Source organism: Acinetobacter pullicarnis, assembly GCF_006352475.1.
GTDB classification, from domain to species: Bacteria; Pseudomonadota; Gammaproteobacteria; order Pseudomonadales; family Moraxellaceae; genus Acinetobacter; species Acinetobacter pullicarnis.
In genome coordinates this window covers 3,458,356-3,476,907 of the sequence record NZ_VCMZ01000001.1, presented here as the reverse complement: position 1 = coordinate 3,476,907, position 18,552 = coordinate 3,458,356, and the positions used below count along the sequence as shown (strand labels likewise).

The 18,552-nt window shown below is 43.3% G+C and carries 19 protein-coding genes; 11 read left to right on the top strand and 8 right to left on the bottom strand.

Going from position 1 to position 18,552, the window contains the following annotated elements; genetic code table 11:
• Positions 1-31: 31 nt before the first annotated feature.
• A complete protein-coding gene (locus tag FD716_RS15590) occupies positions 32-1,744 on the bottom strand; it encodes an electron transfer flavoprotein-ubiquinone oxidoreductase (protein WP_139853169.1) in 1,713 nt (570 codons plus the stop codon).
• A gap of 226 nt (positions 1,745-1,970) precedes the next feature.
• Between FD716_RS15590 and FD716_RS15585 the strand changes: the two genes are divergently transcribed.
• The 5 genes from FD716_RS15585 (at position 1,971) to FD716_RS15565 (ending at position 6,433) form a co-directional block, all read left to right on the top strand.
• On the top strand, positions 1,971-2,543 hold the full coding sequence (locus FD716_RS15585; RefSeq protein ID WP_139853168.1) for a DUF1285 domain-containing protein: 573 nt from the start codon (positions 1,971-1,973) through the stop codon (positions 2,541-2,543).
• 48 nt (positions 2,544-2,591) lie between these two features.
• Entirely contained in the window at positions 2,592-3,482 is an 891-nt protein-coding gene (murI, locus tag FD716_RS15580; RefSeq protein ID WP_139853718.1) for a glutamate racemase, read from the top strand.
• Positions 3,483-3,583: 101 nt separating this feature from the next.
• Positions 3,584-4,588 (top strand): DUF4062 domain-containing protein, encoded by a 1,005-nt coding sequence (locus tag FD716_RS15575; RefSeq protein ID WP_139853167.1) that lies wholly within the window; start codon positions 3,584-3,586, stop codon positions 4,586-4,588.
• Between the two features lie 149 nt (positions 4,589-4,737).
• Positions 4,738-5,748: a ferrochelatase gene (gene hemH / locus FD716_RS15570; protein WP_139853166.1), complete on the top strand. Its 1,011-nt coding sequence runs from the start codon at positions 4,738-4,740 to the stop codon at positions 5,746-5,748.
• Positions 5,749-5,788: 40 nt separating this feature from the next.
• Positions 5,789-6,433, top strand: a complete 645-nt coding sequence (locus FD716_RS15565) for an MBL fold metallo-hydrolase (RefSeq protein WP_139853165.1) — start codon at positions 5,789-5,791, stop codon at positions 6,431-6,433.
• 133 nt (positions 6,434-6,566) lie between these two features.
• Here FD716_RS15565 and FD716_RS15560 read toward each other — a convergent pair whose 3' ends face one another.
• Positions 6,567-6,740, bottom strand: coding sequence for a DNA gyrase inhibitor YacG (locus FD716_RS15560; RefSeq protein ID WP_139853164.1), 174 nt, complete (start codon positions 6,738-6,740; stop codon positions 6,567-6,569).
• 96 nt (positions 6,741-6,836) lie between these two features.
• On the opposite strand from FD716_RS15560, the gene FD716_RS15555 reads away from it, so the two are divergent.
• The 3 genes from FD716_RS15555 to FD716_RS15545 all read left to right on the top strand — a co-directional run bounded on the left by FD716_RS15555 (position 6,837) and on the right by FD716_RS15545 (position 9,245).
• Positions 6,837-7,499: a class I SAM-dependent methyltransferase gene (locus FD716_RS15555; protein WP_139853163.1), complete on the top strand. Its 663-nt coding sequence runs from the start codon at positions 6,837-6,839 to the stop codon at positions 7,497-7,499.
• Positions 7,489-8,748: a TIGR03862 family flavoprotein gene (locus FD716_RS15550; RefSeq protein WP_139853162.1), complete on the top strand. Its 1,260-nt coding sequence runs from the start codon at positions 7,489-7,491 to the stop codon at positions 8,746-8,748. Before FD716_RS15555 ends, FD716_RS15550 begins: the two co-directional genes overlap by 11 nt.
• A gap of 86 nt (positions 8,749-8,834) precedes the next feature.
• Positions 8,835-9,245, top strand: coding sequence for a GFA family protein (locus FD716_RS15545; RefSeq protein ID WP_139853161.1), 411 nt, complete (start codon positions 8,835-8,837; stop codon positions 9,243-9,245).
• A 58-nt stretch (positions 9,246-9,303) separates the two neighbouring features.
• On the opposite strand, the gene FD716_RS15540 is transcribed toward FD716_RS15545, so the two are convergent.
• The gene (locus FD716_RS15540; RefSeq protein WP_139853160.1) at positions 9,304-9,636 is read right to left on the bottom strand and encodes a HopJ type III effector protein; all 333 of its coding nucleotides are present in this window, start codon (positions 9,634-9,636) and stop codon (positions 9,304-9,306) included.
• A 158-nt stretch (positions 9,637-9,794) separates the two neighbouring features.
• Here FD716_RS15540 and FD716_RS15535 point away from each other — a divergent pair, with 158 nt between their 5' ends.
• Entirely contained in the window at positions 9,795-10,667 is an 873-nt protein-coding gene (locus FD716_RS15535; protein ID WP_139853159.1) for a DUF2071 domain-containing protein, read from the top strand.
• 246 nt (positions 10,668-10,913) lie between these two features.
• Positions 10,914-11,294, top strand: coding sequence for a fluoride efflux transporter CrcB (gene crcB / locus FD716_RS15530; RefSeq protein WP_139853158.1), 381 nt, complete (start codon positions 10,914-10,916; stop codon positions 11,292-11,294).
• A gap of 144 nt (positions 11,295-11,438) precedes the next feature.
• Here crcB and FD716_RS15525 read toward each other — a convergent pair whose 3' ends face one another.
• From FD716_RS15525 to lhgO, 3 genes are all read right to left on the bottom strand, one after another.
• Complete coding sequence (locus tag FD716_RS15525; protein WP_139853157.1) at positions 11,439-12,743, bottom strand: ABC1 kinase family protein; 1,305 nt, start codon at positions 12,741-12,743, stop codon at positions 11,439-11,441.
• A 283-nt stretch (positions 12,744-13,026) separates the two neighbouring features.
• Positions 13,027-14,331 (bottom strand): MFS transporter, encoded by a 1,305-nt coding sequence (locus FD716_RS15520; protein WP_139853156.1) that lies wholly within the window; start codon positions 14,329-14,331, stop codon positions 13,027-13,029.
• A 25-nt stretch (positions 14,332-14,356) separates the two neighbouring features.
• Positions 14,357-15,562 (bottom strand): L-2-hydroxyglutarate oxidase, encoded by a 1,206-nt coding sequence (lhgO, locus tag FD716_RS15515; protein WP_139853155.1) that lies wholly within the window; start codon positions 15,560-15,562, stop codon positions 14,357-14,359.
• Positions 15,563-15,584: 22 nt separating this feature from the next.
• Between lhgO and FD716_RS15510 the strand changes: the two genes are divergently transcribed.
• Positions 15,585-16,292 (top strand): GntR family transcriptional regulator, encoded by a 708-nt coding sequence (locus tag FD716_RS15510; protein WP_139853154.1) that lies wholly within the window; start codon positions 15,585-15,587, stop codon positions 16,290-16,292.
• Positions 16,293-16,561: 269 nt separating this feature from the next.
• On the opposite strand, the gene FD716_RS15505 is transcribed toward FD716_RS15510, so the two are convergent.
• Together FD716_RS15505 and FD716_RS15500 are read right to left on the bottom strand one after the other, a co-directional pair.
• A complete protein-coding gene (locus tag FD716_RS15505) occupies positions 16,562-17,863 on the bottom strand; it encodes an MATE family efflux transporter (protein WP_139853717.1) in 1,302 nt (433 codons plus the stop codon).
• A gap of 190 nt (positions 17,864-18,053) precedes the next feature.
• Positions 18,054-18,512 (bottom strand): DMT family transporter, encoded by a 459-nt coding sequence (locus tag FD716_RS15500; RefSeq protein WP_139853153.1) that lies wholly within the window; start codon positions 18,510-18,512, stop codon positions 18,054-18,056.
• Positions 18,513-18,552 lie beyond the last annotated feature (40 nt).

Genomic DNA, 18,552 nt, shown 5'->3' with positions numbered 1-18,552 from the left:
GGGTTAATTGTCTAAATTAAAAGGTCTTCAATTACATGTTTGGATAGTTCGGGCCACCGCCACCCTCAGGCGTTACCCAAGTGATGTTTTGCGATGGGTCTTTGATATCACAGGTTTTACAATGAACACAGTTGGCCGCGTTAATTTGGAAGCGCTTAGAACCGTCATCATTTTCCATGATTTCATAAACACCGGCAGGGCAGTAACGCTGTGCTGGCTCATCCCATTTTGGCAAGTTCACATTGACTGGAATTGAAGCATCGGTCAATTTCAAATGCGCTGGCTGATTTTCTTCATGCACGGTGTTTGATACAAACACAGAAGACAAGCGATCAAAGGTAATCTTGCCATCGGCTTTTGGATAGTCAGGCTTAAATGTCGCAGCATCAACTGTTTTGAGTACACCAAAGTCAGTGCTTAGATCATGTAAGGTGAAGGGCACTTTAAAGACGTTTTGATCGATAAAGTTAAATGCACCGCCCATCCATAAACCAAATTTATGCATGGCTGGACCAAAGTTACGTGAACGATGAAGTTCTTCTTTGAGCCAACTGTTGTCAAATTTAGTGGTATAGCTGGTGAGCTCTTTGGCGAAGAAATCTTCACCTTCAGCGACACGTGCATAACCGACTTCACCGCCTTTTCCAACACCAGCAGCAATTGCTTCAAATACCGCTTCAGCACATAACATGCCTGATTTCATTGCGGTATGTGAGCCTTTGATTTTTGCAAAGTTTAAGAAACCTGCATCATCACCAATCAGGCAGCCACCTGGGAAAGTGAGTTTAGGTAAAGCATTTAAGCCGCCTTTGACCACTGCACGTGCACCATAAGAAATACGTTTACCACCTTCTAAATACTGTTTAATCAGTGGATGGGTTTTCCAACGTTGCATTTCCATAAATGGATACATATGTGGATTTTCATAAGATAAATCCACAATCATACCCAAGGTCACTTGGTTGTTTTCAGCATGGTATAACCACCAACCACCCGTAGAACCAGTTTCCGCCAAAGGCCAACCTGCGCCATGCATTGCCAAACCAGCTTTATGTTTGGCTGGATCAATTTCCCACAACTCTTTAATACCGATCCCGTAATGCTGCGGATCGACATTTTTATCCAGATTGTATTTGGCAATGAGGCGCTTGCCCAAATGACCGCGGCAACCTTCTGCAAATAACGTATATTTGGCATGCAGTTCATAGCCAGGAGTGAAGTTATGCGTTGGTTCGCCATCTTTACCAATGCCCATGTCGCCAGTTTGAATACCTTTAACTGAACCATCTTCGGCATAAAGTACTTCGGCAGCAGCAAAACCTGGGAAAATAGAAACCTCAAGTTCTTCTGCTTTTTGACCTAACCAACGCACGACATTACCCAGTGACACCACGTAGTTACCATCATTGTGCATGGTTTTAGGCACCATCCAATGCGGTGCTTCTTTTGAGGTGGTGGCGGAAAGTAAGAAATGGGTTTGGTCTTGGGTGACTGGTACAGTTAATGGTGCCCCAAGTTCTTTCCAGTCTGGGAACAGTTCATTCAATGCACGTGGTTCAAGCAATGCACCAGAGAGGATATGCGCACCTACTTCAGAGCCTTTTTCCACGACACACACGGATAAATCGGAAAGATTGTTTTCAATTGCTAATTGACGAATTTTAATTGCAGCTGAAAGACCAGCAGGGCCTGCGCCGACAATAACGACGTCAAACTCCATCGATTCACGTTCGATGTGTTCCATGTAGGACTCCTCATATTGCGAAGGGTGGCGACCGTATAAGATGTAATCGGTGCTGCCATGAGTATGCTTAATTCTGAGGCACAAATTAAATTCGTACCGAGTATATTATTGGCGCTAGTATAGTTTTAAACCATGCGCTCGCCAATTGGCTAAGTCATAATAATTTGACGTCAGCTAGGCATAAACTGTGGTAAAACAAAATAATTCACCTTAAGAGGCGAACCATATGCCAGGTTCTGATGATAAAAACTTAATCGACATTGCACAATACCTAAAAAGTGCACAACAAGGTCACAAAAGGTCAATCCCCCCTTTAGCACAGTGGCAACCAAAGCATTGCGGTAAAATGGATTTGACGATAAAAGCCAATGGGGAATGGTGGCACCAAGGTCAATTGATGCGTCGGCAGGCGATGTTAGACCTGTTTAGTTCAGTGTTATGGAAAGAACAAGATCGGTTTTATTTAAAAACACCTGCTGAACAAATTGAAATTGAGGTTGAGGATGAACCGTTATTGGTTAATCAGGTTGATCAAATTGAGTTGAATGGTCAGTGCTATTTGCAAATGATGACAACCAATCAAGATGTCATTATTGTCGATGCTGAACATCCGATTTTTATGCGGGAATATCAAGCTGAATTAAGACCTTATGTACATGTCCGTATGGGATTAAATGCCTTGATTCAACGTCAGACGTTTTATCATTTAATTGGCTATGGCACGTTGCAAGAAAATCAACAGGGTGAAACGGTTTTATTGCTGCGTAGTGGTGATTTGCACTTGCAATTAGGCACCTGAGGTTTAAGCTTATCCTCACATTCTATTGCTTACTCTGCACTTGCTATGATGACTGATCCCGTTGCTTTACCGTGTTTAAAAGATCCAATGCCGCAAGCATCGGCTGATGCACCGATCGGTATTTTTGACTCGGGTGTGGGCGGGCTGTCGATTGCGCAAGAAATTGCAGCATATTTACCCAATGAGCGAATTATTTATTTTGCCGATACCGCCAATGTGCCTTATGGTGCGCGTCAAGACGATGATATTCGGCAACTGACGGCACAAGCGATTGACTGGTTATATCGCCAAGGCTGTAAAGCCGCAGTTGTGGCCTGTAATACCGCATCGGCATTTAGTCTTGATCACTTACGTGCCCATTATGGCGACTGCTTTCCCATCATCGGTTTAGTGCCAGCCCTTAAACCCGCGGTATTGCAATCTAAAAATAAAGTGGTTGCGGTATTGGCAACGCCTGCAACCTTCCGTGGACGCTTAATTCAAGATGTGATTCACAACTTTGCCGAACCTGCGGAGGTTCAAGTGCTGAGTTTAACCTGTTTGGATTTGGTGCCTTGGATTGAAGCTGGACAAGCCAATAGTCCCGATTGTTTGCAGTGCTTAGAGACCTTGCTACAACCAGTGGTTGAGCAAGGTGCAGATTATTTGGTATTGGGTTGCACGCATTATCCCTTTTTAAAACAAAGTATTCAGCAATTGTATGGCGATCGTCTGAACTTGATTGATTCTGGGCTCGCGGTTGCACGTCAAACAGCACGGGTTTTAATTAAACATGGGTTACGCGCGAAGGCTGAAGAAATTCCAGAAATAAGCATCCAGTGTTTTGTTAGTGGCCACAACATGGCACAACTTCAGCCTGTATTACGCCATATGCTTCAGCCTGAAGTCTCATGGTCAATTCACGATATTGTTGCTAGAATAACTGAAAAAATCGATTAAGAACCGCATCTTTGTGGTTTTAATCAATCATTAATATTTTCAGATTGACCATTACCGACGAGACTTAACCGGCTAATGTACTGATTGACTTAGGGTGAGCTATGCTCGATAGGCGTTATCAGGTATTTATAACCACTTCAGGAAAAGAGATGCAACCTGAGCGCGCTGTCGTGGTGCAAACCCTGATGGGGATGGGCTTTTTTTCTTGTGGGCTTGAGTCTAGAACACCACTGAGTTGTGCGCATGCAAGACGTCAGATTGATGAGTGTGACTATGTTTTGCTGCTGCTCGGTAGTCGATATGGTGAACAGTCGGTATCTGGCATTGGCTATATGCACTTAGAATATATATATGCTGTCACCAAACAAAAACCAATCGTTGTATTTATGCATGCTCATCCCGAATTCCGTGCTGAGCAGCTGCAAGAGTGCTGTGAAAAAGTAAAAGAAAAGTTCAACGATTTTAGACAACAACTACAGAATGAAGTAGAACAGATCGCCTATTTCAAAAATCTAAGAGATTTGGAGTTGGGTATTCGATCAAATATGACGCAAATGATTGTGCGTTATCCGACCTTGGGATGGGTGCGTCCGCAAAACCTACAGGTCTTACATGATGAAATTGATCTCTTAAAGGTTAAGCTTGCTCATGCGAAGTTACAGCAAGATCAGTCTTTGGTTGATCAATATCTAAATTTGCCACAAGTGTCGATTGACGAAATTTTTAGTTTTGATTATCGGATGCATGCTTATCAAGAGCAGCATGTCAGAGAAATTGTGGTTATGAAACAAACCACTTGGGCTGAATTACTACACCTACTTTCACAAGACTTTCAGCACCCTTTTCCAGAAGCTTATTTTTCAAAGTTATTGAATGACTATCTCGCTCGCAAAGCCTTGGTCGATGCACAAACGGAATTACCACGTGTACATGCGATTGCCGGTGTGCAAATTAATATTCGGGCGCTTTATACCATCAAACAACAAATGTGCCAAAATCAATGGATTGTACCTGTTGGGCGCGATGATCGACAGCGTATGCTTTGGCAAATCACGCGAATTGGACAGGCATTATTACGTGATTTAGGTCGGGTTGGTCAGCCTTAAATAGTGCGATTACATGTAGGGAAAGCCGTTGCAATACCGGCATTTCTTTTGAATAATTTCTGGTACAACAGGTGCAGTTTCTCGTTATTTGTGTCGTGGCTATGGATCAAGTATGCTAACGAGTTGCCACATTGATAAAGTGAAAAAACATGTCAAAACAACGTATCTTAGTGATTGTGGCAAACTTAGGAACGCCAGATGCACCGACGCCCGCTGCAGTACGTCGCTTTCTAAAAGAGTTTTTGTCCGATTCACGTGTGATTGAAATTCCCAAATTATTATGGAAAATCATCCTGCATGCTTTTGTGCTGCCGTTTCGACCGAAACGTGTTGCCGAGGCGTATGCGCAGGTGTGGTCAACAGACTCACCGATGCGAGAAATCCTATTCGCACAAGTACAAGCCATTCAGCAACAATTTGATGCCGTCGATCAAGCGTTTGAGGTTGAGGTGGTTGCTGCGATGACCTATGGGCAGCCTGGTTTTCGTGATGTATTACAACAGGCTTCTGAAAAAACGCCTGATCATATTATTTTATTGCCTTTATTTCCGCAGTATTCAGCAACTTCAACTGCACCTTTATACGATAAATTGGCGACATGGATTAAGACTCAGCGTAATCTGCCGGGGCTGACTGTGATTCGTGATTATTATCAGCATCCTTTATATATACAGGCTTTGGCTGAAAGTGTGCGTCAATATCGCCAACAACATGGCAGTGCTGAAAAACTATTAATGTCTTTTCATGGCATTCCTCAACCGTATGCAGATAAGGGCGATCCCTATGCCGATCGTTGTCGCATCACTGCCCAGAAATTGGCGGATGCTTTGGGCTTAGCACCTGAGCAATGGGCGATTAGTTTTCAATCTCGCTTTGGCAAGCAAGAGTGGGTAAAACCTTATACCGATCAAATACTCAAAGATTGGGCTGCGCAAGGTGTCGCTTCAGTACAGGTGGTGAGTCCCGCTTTTTCTGCCGATTGCCTTGAAACATTAGAAGAACTTGCGATTCAAAATGCAGAATTCTTTGTTGAAGCGGGCGGTAAAGATTATGCTTATATTCCTGCATTGAACGATCAGGCTGAACATCTTGAGTTGTTGTTTAAATTGGCGCAAGTGCATGTTGATGCAGTAAAATTTAGCTTAAGCACGCATATTTAAAACCACCTGCTTAAAAGCATGAATAGACGATGAGATTGTTATGTTGCAAGTGAAAATCGTACCCGTAACCGCATTTGCACAGAATTGTTCAATTGTGTGGGACAGTGAAACCAAAGAAGCGGTACTGATTGATGCTGGTGGCGAACCAGAGAAGTTAAAGCAAGAAGTTGAGGCATTAGGTCTAAACGTAAAAGCACTGTGGTTGACCCATGGCCATTTAGACCATGCTGGTGCTGTCGGTGCCTTGGCCAGAATTTGGCAAGTGCCGGTGATTGGGCCGCATCGTGAAGATCAGTTTTGGCTCGATATGATCCAAGAGGTTTCAGCACGCTATGGTTTTCCAGAGCCTGAACCCGTCAATGTCACGCAGTGGCTAGAAGGCGGTGAAACCTTAAGTTTAGGTGATGAAAAGTTTGAAGTACGCTTTGCGCCAGGTCACACTCCGGGGCATGTGATGTTTTATAATGCGAAATATCAAGTGTTGTGGACAGGCGATGTACTGTTTCAAGGCTCGATCGGGCGCACTGACTTTCCACGTGGTAACCATCAGCAATTGATTGATTCAATTCACAGAGAATGCTTTAGCCTACCAGATGACACTCAGTTCATTTCTGGGCATGGTGGCATCAGTACCATTGGTGAAGAGAAACGTTCAAATCCTTTTGTGTCTGGAAAAGCGGGTTAAATAACCTCTCCCTAAAAAAGGAACCTCTCCCTAGCCCTCTCCTTGAAAAAGGAGAGGGGATTAAGTCAGCTCTCCCTAGCCCTCTCCTGCAAGGAGAGGGGAGCAAAACAGTATTTGTTGACCCTACAGAAACTTATTCAGGCTCATCTGCCGATGAAGCTGAATCTTGAGTCGGAAGCTTATAATCTTCATTGGCCCAAGCCCCTAAGTCGATCAATTTACAACGATCTGAACAGAAAGGGCGAGCAGGATTGTCTTCCCAAGTTGCGACTTGTCCACAACGTGGGCAAGGAAAAGTACGTGGCATAATTGCTCCAGATGGGTAGATACGCGAGATAGAATTAGGCAACCGCACAGGGAATTGATAGACTTGCTGCGATTTTTTCAATAGTTTGATCTGATTATGCCGATTCGTCAATTTCAAGCACAGCGTATTCATGCACCGCGTCAGTTTCAGCCGATTGCTGAACAACCGATTTGTATTGAAATTGGGGCTGGCAAGGGCAAACACGCTTTACTGTTTAGCCAACAACATCCTGAATTGAACTTAATAGCGATTGAACGCACCCGTGAAAAGTTTTTGGCGATGCAAAAACAGCATCATTTAGAAGGATGTAGCAACTTAACCGTGGTGCATGCTGATGCCATTGCTTGGACGGTACATGCACTCTATCCAGCGCAAGCGCAGCAGATTTTTATTTTATATCCCAATCCAGAACCACATAATCCGGCGCAACGTTGGTTGAATATGCCATTTTTTGAGTTTCTGATCTCACGTTTGGCCGTCAATGGTACGATTACCTTGGCCAGTAATATTCCAGAATATATCGCAGAAGCAGAACAACAATTACAGCAAGTGTGGAAACTGCCGTTTGAAAAACAAGTGATTGCAGCCGACTCAGCGCGTACGCATTTTGAAATAAAATATTTGGAACGTGGTGAGCTGTGTCAACAGCTGATTATTCGCAAGCCTGCACATTACTGCACGCGCTTTGATGCGCTGCAGCCATTGCACGGCAAAACGCCAACTGAGCCAGCAAGCACTGAGCAGACTGATGCCAAGTAACGCAACAGGGCTGAAACGGATTGCCATTGTCGGGGCTGGACCTGCAGGATTGATGGCCGCTGAACGCTTAAGTCAGTTTGATTATGAAATCCATGTGTTTGAACAGAAGCCTTCTGCTGCCCGTAAGTTTTTGATGGCTGGAAAAACGGGACTGAATATCTCACATGCTGAACCTTTGCCGCAGTTTATCCAGCGTTATGATGCAGCTGAATGGCTCGCGCCGTGGATTGAAGCCTGTGATGCGGTCTGGATTCAAGCGTGGATGAAAAACCTAGGGGTTGCATCCTATGTGGGGAGTTCGGGGCGGGTTTTTCCCATCGAGATGAAAGCTGCACCATTATTACGTGCTTGGTTAAAGCGCTTGCTTGCTCAGCAGGTACAATTTCATTATCGTCATCAAGTCGTGGGACTTAAGGGCAAAACCCTCAGGCTTAAGTCGTTAAAGACAGATGCTTTAGAGCAAGCATATAATCTTGATTTTGATGCGATTGTTTTGGCAACAGGTGGTGTGTCTTGGCCGCAGTTGGGTAGCGATGGTGCATGGCAACAGTGGTTATCATCCGATGAAATTAGCCCGTTTCAGGCCAGCAATGCTGGGGTTTGCCGGTCTTGGTCGAGTTTCATGCAGCCCATTTTTGGACAGCCCTTAAAACGCGTCACCGCTTGGGTCGCAGGTCATGAAAAAAGCATTGGCGATATTGTGATTAGTCATTATGGTCTGGAAAGTGGTTTGATTTATAAACAAGGGCGGGCATTGCGTCAGCAACGGCAAGCAATTGTGCAATCACAAGGGTCAACCGAGCAGCGCATGCCAAACATGACCCTGTATTTGGATTTGTTGCCAGAATTAACCGAGTCACAACTGCTGAAAAAAATACAGCCACAAGCCAAGCAGTCCACGGCCAATCTTTGGCGTAAGGCGGGGCTAGATCCAACCAAATCTGCGCTCTTACGTGAATTGATCGATAAATCAAAATGGTCAGACAGTGCCTATATGGCCAAACAAATGAAGCAATTGAAAATTGAACTGACGGATTTCCGCCCCATCGAAGAGGCGATCAGCTGTGCTGGTGGCGTGCAGCAACAAGCACTAGATGCAAACTTACAGCTCAAGTCCAATCCACGCGTATTTTGTTGTGGTGAGATGCTCGATTGGGATGCACCAACTGGCGGCTATTTGCTTACTGCTTGTTTTGCAACAGGTCGTGCTGCAGGTGAAGCGGTACATCAATACTTAGAGACAGCATAGCGGCATAGCGCATTCAGTTAAAATGCGCTGTGCTATTTTAATTTGATCTGCTATTTTCAATGTTCCAAATTGAGAGGGCGCAGGGGATGTCAGCAATAAAAAAATATACAGGAAGTTGTTTGTGTGGCGGTATTCGCTATGAAATTAATGGTGAGATTGGGCCGATCATTCAGTGCCATTGTCAACGTTGCCGCAAAGCCAATGGTACCGCCTATGCCAGTAATGCACCGATTAATGTTCGTGATTTTAAAATTACCCAAGGTGAGCAACTGCTGAAGCAATATCCGTCTACACCCACAACGATTCGTTGTTTTTGCAGCGAATGTGCCTCACCCATTATTAGTATTAAAGCGGATACCCCAGAAACCTACCGTTTGCGGATTGGAACCTTAGATAGTCCATTAGAACATGGGCCGACACAGCATATTTATGTTGCTTCTAAGGCCGAATGGGAAACGATTACGGATGATTTGCCACAGTATGCAGAACGTCCATAAGGATTGAGAGGGCCGTCCTCACAATCCAAATCCTAAGCTGAACCAGATTTGGTTCAGCTTATTTTGCAGTTAAGGCTTCACCTTCAAATTCCACACCATCCCAACCATTGAGCATAAATTGACGGATATTTTGATGGTCTGTTGCTGCTGGTGTTGCCAATACAGATTGATAATGTTCTGCAAATAAACTCAAGGTCTGGGCTGGATTAAGACCTTGTATTTTGGCAAATGTTAGCACTTTGGCGCTGCCTTGATTTTCAGTGGCGGCATTGTGTTGCAGACCATTTTTAAATGCAGTCGCAACATGTTGATAGCGTGCATCAATAAAAGCCAAAACATCAGCAAATTTTGCTTCGCCAGTTTCGAGTTGCTTTAATAAATCCTGTGACATGACTTGATATTCCAACAATTAAATAATATTTGCATCATAACCAATATTCCCAAGATGTAGAAACTGATCCACGCTTTAAAAAAGAGTGGTCTTGGACGAGGTGATAAAATATGTTCAAATAGTGCCTCGATAATTTTTGAACAAAAATAACCAATGGTATGAGTCGTCATCAATTTAAATATGCCCAACATCACTTCTTTTTTCGTACCATGGCATGGTTGTTTCGTTTTAGCTGGATTCTAAATTTACGCCGTTTGATCTTCCGCTATATCCCATATTTACGTATGGAAAGCCAAGCTGCAGAGACTGTTTATATGTCATGGTTGGTGGATTATGATCGAGTCAAACAGCGCTTCCCTGAACCGATACAATTGTGGCAAAAAGACGGTAAGACTATTTTTAGTATTTTATTTTATCATCACCATGATTTTGGGCCACATTGCATTGGACGGTTACGTAAATTATTTGGCTCACCCAAACAGAGTAATTGGCGTTTTTATTTAGCACCGGATCAGCTTGAACATGCGGTGGTGTTTGAGCAAATTATGGTAGATAACTTTGTTTATGTATTGGGTGGGCGATTACTCAGTGATGCGATGCCGGCACAATATGATCCGAATTTTGTGCATCAAGTGAAGCAGCAACAAGACCAATTAACAATACAGGTGAAGATTGAAGTTGATGCGACTTATCAACTAGAAGCTAAATTAAATCAAGCAACTGAAACTGCTTTACCCGAGGTTTGGCAACAAATTTTTCCGACATGGCAGGATGCCATTGAGTTTTTTGTACCACAGCAGCATGTTTGGGTGGAACGGGTCGATCAAGCTGTAAAACTCTCGCAAGCCGATATTCGCATTGATACTGATTTTGATCGTATCAAAACCTTGCAACTTGAACAGCTAGACTGCCCGCTATTAGCAGAACTGGGCGTGGATTTAAGTGTACCTGCCTTGTGCTTTTATATTCCAAACTTGGATTTCCATGTATTGAATGAACACTGTTCGATTCCAAAAACCAAACTAGATTGAAAAAGACCTCGATAAAAATCGGGTTAAAACGGAGCTTGATGGTAGAGCTGCACGGATCCACTACCATTAAAAAGCACAGTCTGAAGTGAGCAAAAATCCTTTAAAGGTAGCGTAAATTAACTTATCCTAATTGAAATTGTGGATAAATCGCGGCTTATACACATTGTTGTATTGCTCGGTTTAGGTGGAATTAAATTGGGTCATGTCGTGGTTCGCTGAACTGATAATGATGAGGTAAATCCAATAATGAGTTGGTTATGGGTCGCATGTGGTGGGGCAATTGGCGCGACGATTCGTTATGCGTTGAGTTTGGTTTTGGCCAAACCTCAAAATCTATTTCCATGGCCAACATGGTGGATTAATCTGACAGGTTGTTTATTGGCAGGTATTTTCTTTGCACTGAGTCAGCGCTACCCAGTATTGCAACAAGAAACACGTTTGTTTTTGATGGTGGGCATTTTGGGTGGCTACACCACTTTCTCAAGCTTTGGCCTAGAAACCTTTTTACTGCTGAAACAAGGACAGCTCTGGATTGCGTTGGCCTATGCACTGAGTAGTGTGGTGGTCGGGGTGATTTTTTTGGTATTGGGTTTTTATCTATGCCACATGCTGCTACAACTAAAATAAGTGCATTCTTATAAAAATCTAATCGTTAAAACTGAATATGTAAAAGCCAAGTGAATAAAATACCATAAAATATCCCCGCAAATACTGTCAGCATTTGCGGGGATATTTTATGGTATTGCAGGTATTCGTGACTGCAATTTAGAATCAGTGCTGAGCGGGTGGTGGTAATAATGCTTCAAAAGTATCCGTTAAATCATCATGCACTTTGAGATGAATCAGATTCCAATAGTGGCCTGAAATGGTACGGTTGACCATCAATGTATCGGGTGATGGTTTAAATACATCCCAGTATTTTAATGATTTTTTGACTAAATGCATGCCGTCGTGATGCGATGAGTTTTCGGCAAAGTCGTAATAGGTCGTGAGGGGGCGCAAGAAGACTTCTAACCATGCATGATACAGTTCTGCAGGAAATTTATTCTTTTCAGCCAGTGCATCTAAGGCAAGTAAATGATTTTCAATGGTGGCAATATCACCCTGACGGCCAGCCTGCACCAAGGTTTTAAAATGTGCCAAGATATCCGGTGATAAAGTTTTAACTCCACCAAAATCATAAATCACCACACTGCCATCTTGACGGAAAGCAAAGTTGCCCGGATGTGGATCGCAGTGAAAACGTTTTAAGAAAAACATTTGCTGGCCAAGGGCTTGGATGAGGCGACGCCCCAATTGATTACGCAGTTCAAGATCCCAGGTACTGGCCGTTTCGATACTGTCGCCTTTTTCTAGGCTGAGGGTCAAAATTCGACGACTAGAATAGTCGGCATAGACCCGCGGAATAATAATTTTGCTGTCGAGTGTTTCATGGAAGGTACGAAACACCGCTAAGTGCTGTGCCTCAATCTCATAGTTGAGTTCTTCATGCAAACTGTTTTCGATTTCTTGGAATAAACGATCTTGTAACTTCTTATCGACTTTTAATACACCCATCAGGCGTAGTGCTAAACGGACTTGTTTTAAATCACTTTCACAGGCTTGGTCCACGCCCGGATACTGTACTTTAACCACGACTTCTTCACCATTTGGCAAGGTGGCACAATGCACTTGACCAATGGATGCTGCGGCAAAGGGTTGTTCATCAAAGCGTGTGAAAATTTGATCTAGGGGCTTGCCCAGCTCTCTTTCAACTTGCTGTTTAATATCAGCAAAAGGCATTGCGGGTGCTTGACGCTGTAATTTAGCGATGGCTTTAGCCACTTCGGGTGGAAAGATATCTTTATATTGCGAGGCAATTTGTCCCACTTTCATGACCGCACCTTTCATTTCACCCAAGGTGTCAGCGATCTGGAGTCCAATATCTTGAAAAAGCTTGCTGCGTGATTGATTCTTTTGTTCTTCATCAGCGTTGAGATTACGAATAGAGTTAGACACCGTTTTGGTTGCAATACTCGCGGTCATACTGGCGAGCTTCAAGAAACGCCGACTCGGTGAACTGCTATTTTTTGCCATTCGTTGTAATCCTTAAACTTCAATCCAGTTTGCTTTTCGATCATAGGTGACAAATCGTAAGCTGCCTAGCGCTAAATGTTAATGACTTGTAATCTCTTGAATAAAAGCAGAGTGCGTTAGCACAAGTATAGCCTAATAAATTGGATGCAGGATTTGAGTTGATATTGGGTATGATCACGCTGAAGGGCAGAAAAGCATCCTTTGATTAGATGGGGTAGATCTAATTTAAGGATGCTTTTCAGGCTTTAATTTTTATATTTGCTGTACTTTTGGGGGCTAGAATTTAGTTTTTATATTTGGAGAATCGATAGCCCTGATCACATGCTGCGGTCAGTACCACCAAAAGTGCCGCGAGGGTTAAGATTACAATCACGCCTGTGGTTGAGTGGGTTGGAGATGCTGCAACCAAACCTAAAGCACCGAGTGGCGCAAAACCACCAGCGATTGCTGTGCCTAATTCACGTCCAGAACTTACGCCTGTTGAGCGATTTTCAACTGGAAATTGACGACTTAAGAACGAACCCTGTGGTGCAAACATCATTGGCGCTAAAATACCTGTTCCAATGGCGACCGCAATATAAATCGAAATATCATTGCCGGTTTCAAGTAGTTTTACAAAAGGATAGGCAAACAGTAAAGATAGACCACCCCCCAGCATCAATACTTTTTTACTGTTCCAGCGATCACATAACCAGCCAAAGAATGGAATGGTACAGATTGCCACTAAACTCGCGATGGTCACAGAAAGTGAAGTAACGTGTGCACTCACGCCTTTGAATTGAGTTAAATAAGCAAGTGAGAAAGTTTTAAAGATATAGCTCAACGCGTTATAGCCAATTGCAATGACGAAGACCACCACTAAGCCTTTCATATTGGTTTGCATAATGTGTTTGAACGGGTTGTATTTTACCTTTTCAACTTTTACTTCTGCATAATCTGGTGTTTCAGGGAGGCTTTTACGTACCCAAAGGCCGACCAGTACCAACACAAAACTTAGGATAAATGGAATTCTCCAACCTCCATTGATTAAGAATTCATCTCCATTCAACGTGAGTAAGAAAACCGTTAAAGATGAAAGCAGTAAACCCAAGTTTAAACCCAGCGCAGGCCATGCACCTTGACTGCCTCGTTTTTCTTCAGAAGCATGTTCGTAGGAGGTAATTGCTGCACCCGCAAATTCAGCGCCTGCCCCCAATCCTTGAACAATACGGAAAAACACCAACAGCACAGGTGCCCAAACGCCAATCGTGTCATAGGTTGGGATTAAACCAATGGCTGTTGTACACACACCCATCAATAGGAATGTGACAAAGAGCATTTTTTTACGACCGAATTTATCACCAAAATAGCCGAAAAATATGCCACCAATCGGGCGCGCAATGAAACCAATTGCAAAGGTTGCAAAGGCTTGCATGGCTGCCGTGCCGGGATCAGAAGTATCAAAAAAGACTTTTGCAAATACAATAGATGCCATGGTGGCGTATAAGTAGAAGTCATACCATTCAAGCATTGAGCCCACGATTGTGGCTGTGGCCACTTTCCTTAAGCGTTTCTTTTTTTCGATTTCAGTCTCTATCGTGTTATTCATTTCAACCTCCTTGATTATGTCTTGATTAGTGACTCATTACTTCTCGAACGATATATTCCGCAATCGCCAAAGATGATGTCGCGCCTGGTGAAGGGGCATTGCGAATATGGGTAATATTTCCTTGTTTACGAATAACAAAATCATCGACGAGTGAACCATCTGATTCCATTGCTTGTGCACGAATACCGCGTGTTGCAGGAGAGACTGAAACACTGGCGAGAGAAGGCACATATTTGGCTGCTTCTTCAACAAAATTGGTTTGACTTAAGACTGTGCGTAATTCACGCATGGCAGCAGGCATATTTTTGGCAGAAAATTTCCAAAAACCTTTGTAGGTCAAGAAGTCATAAATGTCTGAGAAATTGAACTTTTTACCGCTATAGTTTTCACGGCCGAACGAAATAAAGGCATTTGGTCCAATGGTCATTTGACCATCAATGCGTTTAGTAAAATGTACGCCCAAAAATGGGTAGTTTGGATCTGGAACAGGGTAGATCAGACCTTTGACATGATTTTTATAGTTTTCATCAATCACATAATACTGACCGAAAAATGGCACAATTTTAGGTGTTTCAATATCGCCCGAATTGGCAGCAAGACGATCTGATTGCAGGCCAGCGCAGGTCACGACACGGTCAAATGTACCGCTATAATGATCATTGTCATCGAAGTGAACTGTGATTTTATTGTTTTGCTCTGTCAGGTTGCTCACCTTGCGACCGAGCACAATTTTTCCGCCTTTTTGCAGGATTTCTTCCGCAATTTTTTTAGCAATATCCCCATAACTGACAATTGCAGTGCGTGGTGAGTAAAGTGCACGTGTACCAATACAATTTGGCTCAACATCTTGAATTTCTTCACCGCGAAGGATGCGGACATCAGGCACTTTATTGGCCAATGATTTTTGATAAATCAGGTCTAAGCGGCCTTCTTCTTCTTTGGCTAAGGCAACAACCACCTTTCCGCATTCGTCATAAGCTACGTTGTTTTCAAGGCAGTATTGCTGTACCAGTTCTGCACCACGACGGCATAAACGCGCCTTTAAGCCACCTGGTTCATAATACAAACCTGCATGGACCACACCCGAGTTATGACTGGATTGATGCATGGCCACATCAGTTTCTTTCTCAAAAAGCGTGACCTGTGCTTCTGGAAAATCTAAAAGCAATTGACGCGCCACAGAGAGTCCATTGATTCCACCACCGATGATGGCATAATGGTTGTTAGACATATAATTTCCCTTGTTAAACAATATGAAACTGATCCAAAAGCCAAGAACATTGACAGAAGAAGCGTTTGAAATTCTGCAGGATGCAATTATCAACAATCATCTACAGTTCAATGTGCTTTATTCAGCCACCGAGTTGGGTCAGATGCTGGGCGGCATCTCGAGAACACCTGTTCGAGAAGCAGCTCAAATGCTTGAAAAGATTGGAATTGTTAAAATTGAAAAAAACAAAGGTATTCGAATTTTACCGACATCTTTTTCAACAATGATCGAATCTTTTCAAATCCGCTTAATGCTTGAAGTCCCTTTGATTCGCAGAGCAACTGAAGTGCGCACGCTAGACGATGTAGAACAACTCAATCAGATTTTTGCAGAGTTCAAACAAAAAGCCACATCAGGAGATATCACCGGCACTTTAAAGGCTGACAGAGATTATCATTTGGCACTTTTAGAGATTGTTGGTAATCAAAAAGCGATTGATATTATTAGTAATACGCGTAACCAAGTATTGATCGCAGGTTCGGCTACGATTCCTCATTCGAGAAACTGCTTAGATACCTTCAATGATCATCTTGAATTACATCAGGCATTTATTCATGGGGATTCAGAAAAAGCAGCGCTTTTTATGAAGACACATATCATTAATACCGCGACATTACTTATTCACCAAGAATCAGCGAAACGACAAAACTGGTCAGAATTAAATACGGATAATTTCCTGAACTGGATTTAATTTTTATTCTTACATGTTGCATGCAACATGTAAATAGGCTGAATTTAAAATATTGTGACTCGAATAGAAACAGTATTGTCCGATGCTGGCTGGTTTTTTTCTTAGGCATGAGGATGGTCTAAGGATGAGGTCATATTTAAATATTATATTTATCAGCAACTTGTATGAGTAGTATTGGTGCTAATCGGTATTGGTATGATTGTTTTTCTACGGTGATGCATTGTATACAGCAGCCCTTTCCCGCAATGGGAATAGGGCTGCTTTAGGACTTAATGTTGTTGCTGTGAGAGACGTTTATTGTTGCTATATAAGCGCGATAGCAACAACACACAAGCGACGCTTAGACCAACAATTAGCCCAACCCAAACACCGCTTGCACCCATTTCGGTATAGCGTGCCAAATAAATCCCAACTGGGAAAGCAATCACCCAGTAGGCGAACATGGTGATCCACATCGGGGCTTGAGTATCTTGCATACCACGCAAACAGCCAGCCGCACTCACTTGCCACGCATCCATTAACTGATAGGCCATCGCAAATAACAGCAGATACATGGTGACTTGGCCAACTGCATTGTCATCGGTATATAACGCAATGATTTCTGGACGGAAGAACCAAATCAAGGACATGGTTAAAATAGCGAAAACAGTGCCCATCACTAAACCGAGCTGTTGCACTTTTCGCATTGCGGCCCAATTTTTCTCACCATAATAAATCCCCACACGAATGGTCAATGCAATTGCCAGAGACATTGGGATCATAAACAGTTGTGAGGTGACCGACATCGCGACTTGATGGGCTGCGACAATGGTTTCTCCCAGTGGGCTGAGCACAATTGCGGCGGTACTGAAAATACTGACCTCGAAGAAAATCGCAAGACCAATCGGAAAGCCAAGCCATAGAATCCGTCTGACCCAATAAGCATCAATTGGTTCCCAATGCGTGAAAATCGGGGTTTTTTGATAGCGTTCGGCTTTTGAGATGTAGCTTGCCAAGGTAATTAGCATCAACCATTGTAAAATTGAAGTGGCAAAGCCACAGCCTGCACTGCCTAAGGCGGGAATCGGGCCCCAGCCATGCATGAACACTAAATTCAGTGGAATCAAGAGCACTAATGCAATAAGACTAATTGCCGTGACGGGGCGAGGATGGCCCAGGGCTTCTGAATAGCCACGTAATGCTGCGTACATGGTGACTGCGGGCATGCCGAGACCAATGGCATGTAAAAATAAACTGGCTTTCGGTAATAGGATTTCGGGTACGCCAAACATCGGCAGGAAAAATGGCATGACTTGTAAAATGAGTCCTGCAATTACCCCAATAATAAATGCGACCCAAAGCGATTGCCGTGCAATGCTGCCAATTTTATCAAAAGTCCGTGCACCATTGGCTTCAGCGACAAGGGGAGTGGTGGCAATCATAATGCCACTGGCCAACAACATAATCGGCATCCATAAGCCAACAGCAACTGCAATGGCTGCCAAATCTACAGCAGACAAATGACCTGCCATGATGGTATCAATCAGGCCAAAACCGGCTTGTGCAAATTGGGTTACCAAGATTGGGATCATCAGATGAAAAAGCTGTTTGAGCTGAAAGCGGCTCGTTGTGACATGTGACACAGAAAATACCTTATATCCAAAGATTTAAAAAATTAAACGCGAGCATTGACCTCAATCAAGCAGGTAGATCAAAAAGCGCTTCGAGCAAGTGATTCGAGCAAATAATTTGAGTATGTAACGCGAGAAAACAATACTTGTCTTAACGCTGTAGAGTCAGCATCACCCCAATAAAAATGATCACGGCACCTAGGCAGCGTGACCAAGAGATTTCGGTTTTTTCAATACCGAACCAGGCAAAATGATCTAACAGCATCGACATGACGATTTGACCAAAAATAATTAAACCGCTGAGCGTGAGAAAGCCCAATTGGGGCACAGTATATATACTCATGCTGATGGCATAAACGCCTAAACAACCACCGAGCCAAAGATACCACGGAATCAACCCAAGCATGCTCAAGTTTGGTTTAGCGCTCTGTTGAAAAAACACCAACAGACTTAACAGTAAGGTGCCCACAATAAAAGACAACAGTGCCGCTTGTAAGGGCGAATATAAATAACTGCGCAGTTGAGCATTCAAAGCAGTTTGAAGGGCCATCGCCACACCGATACCGATGGCAAAAGGCAGTAGAACCAAGACTTGAGCCGTTATTTTCATATGGATTATGCTTCTAGTTGTTAGGATTGTTGAAATGAGA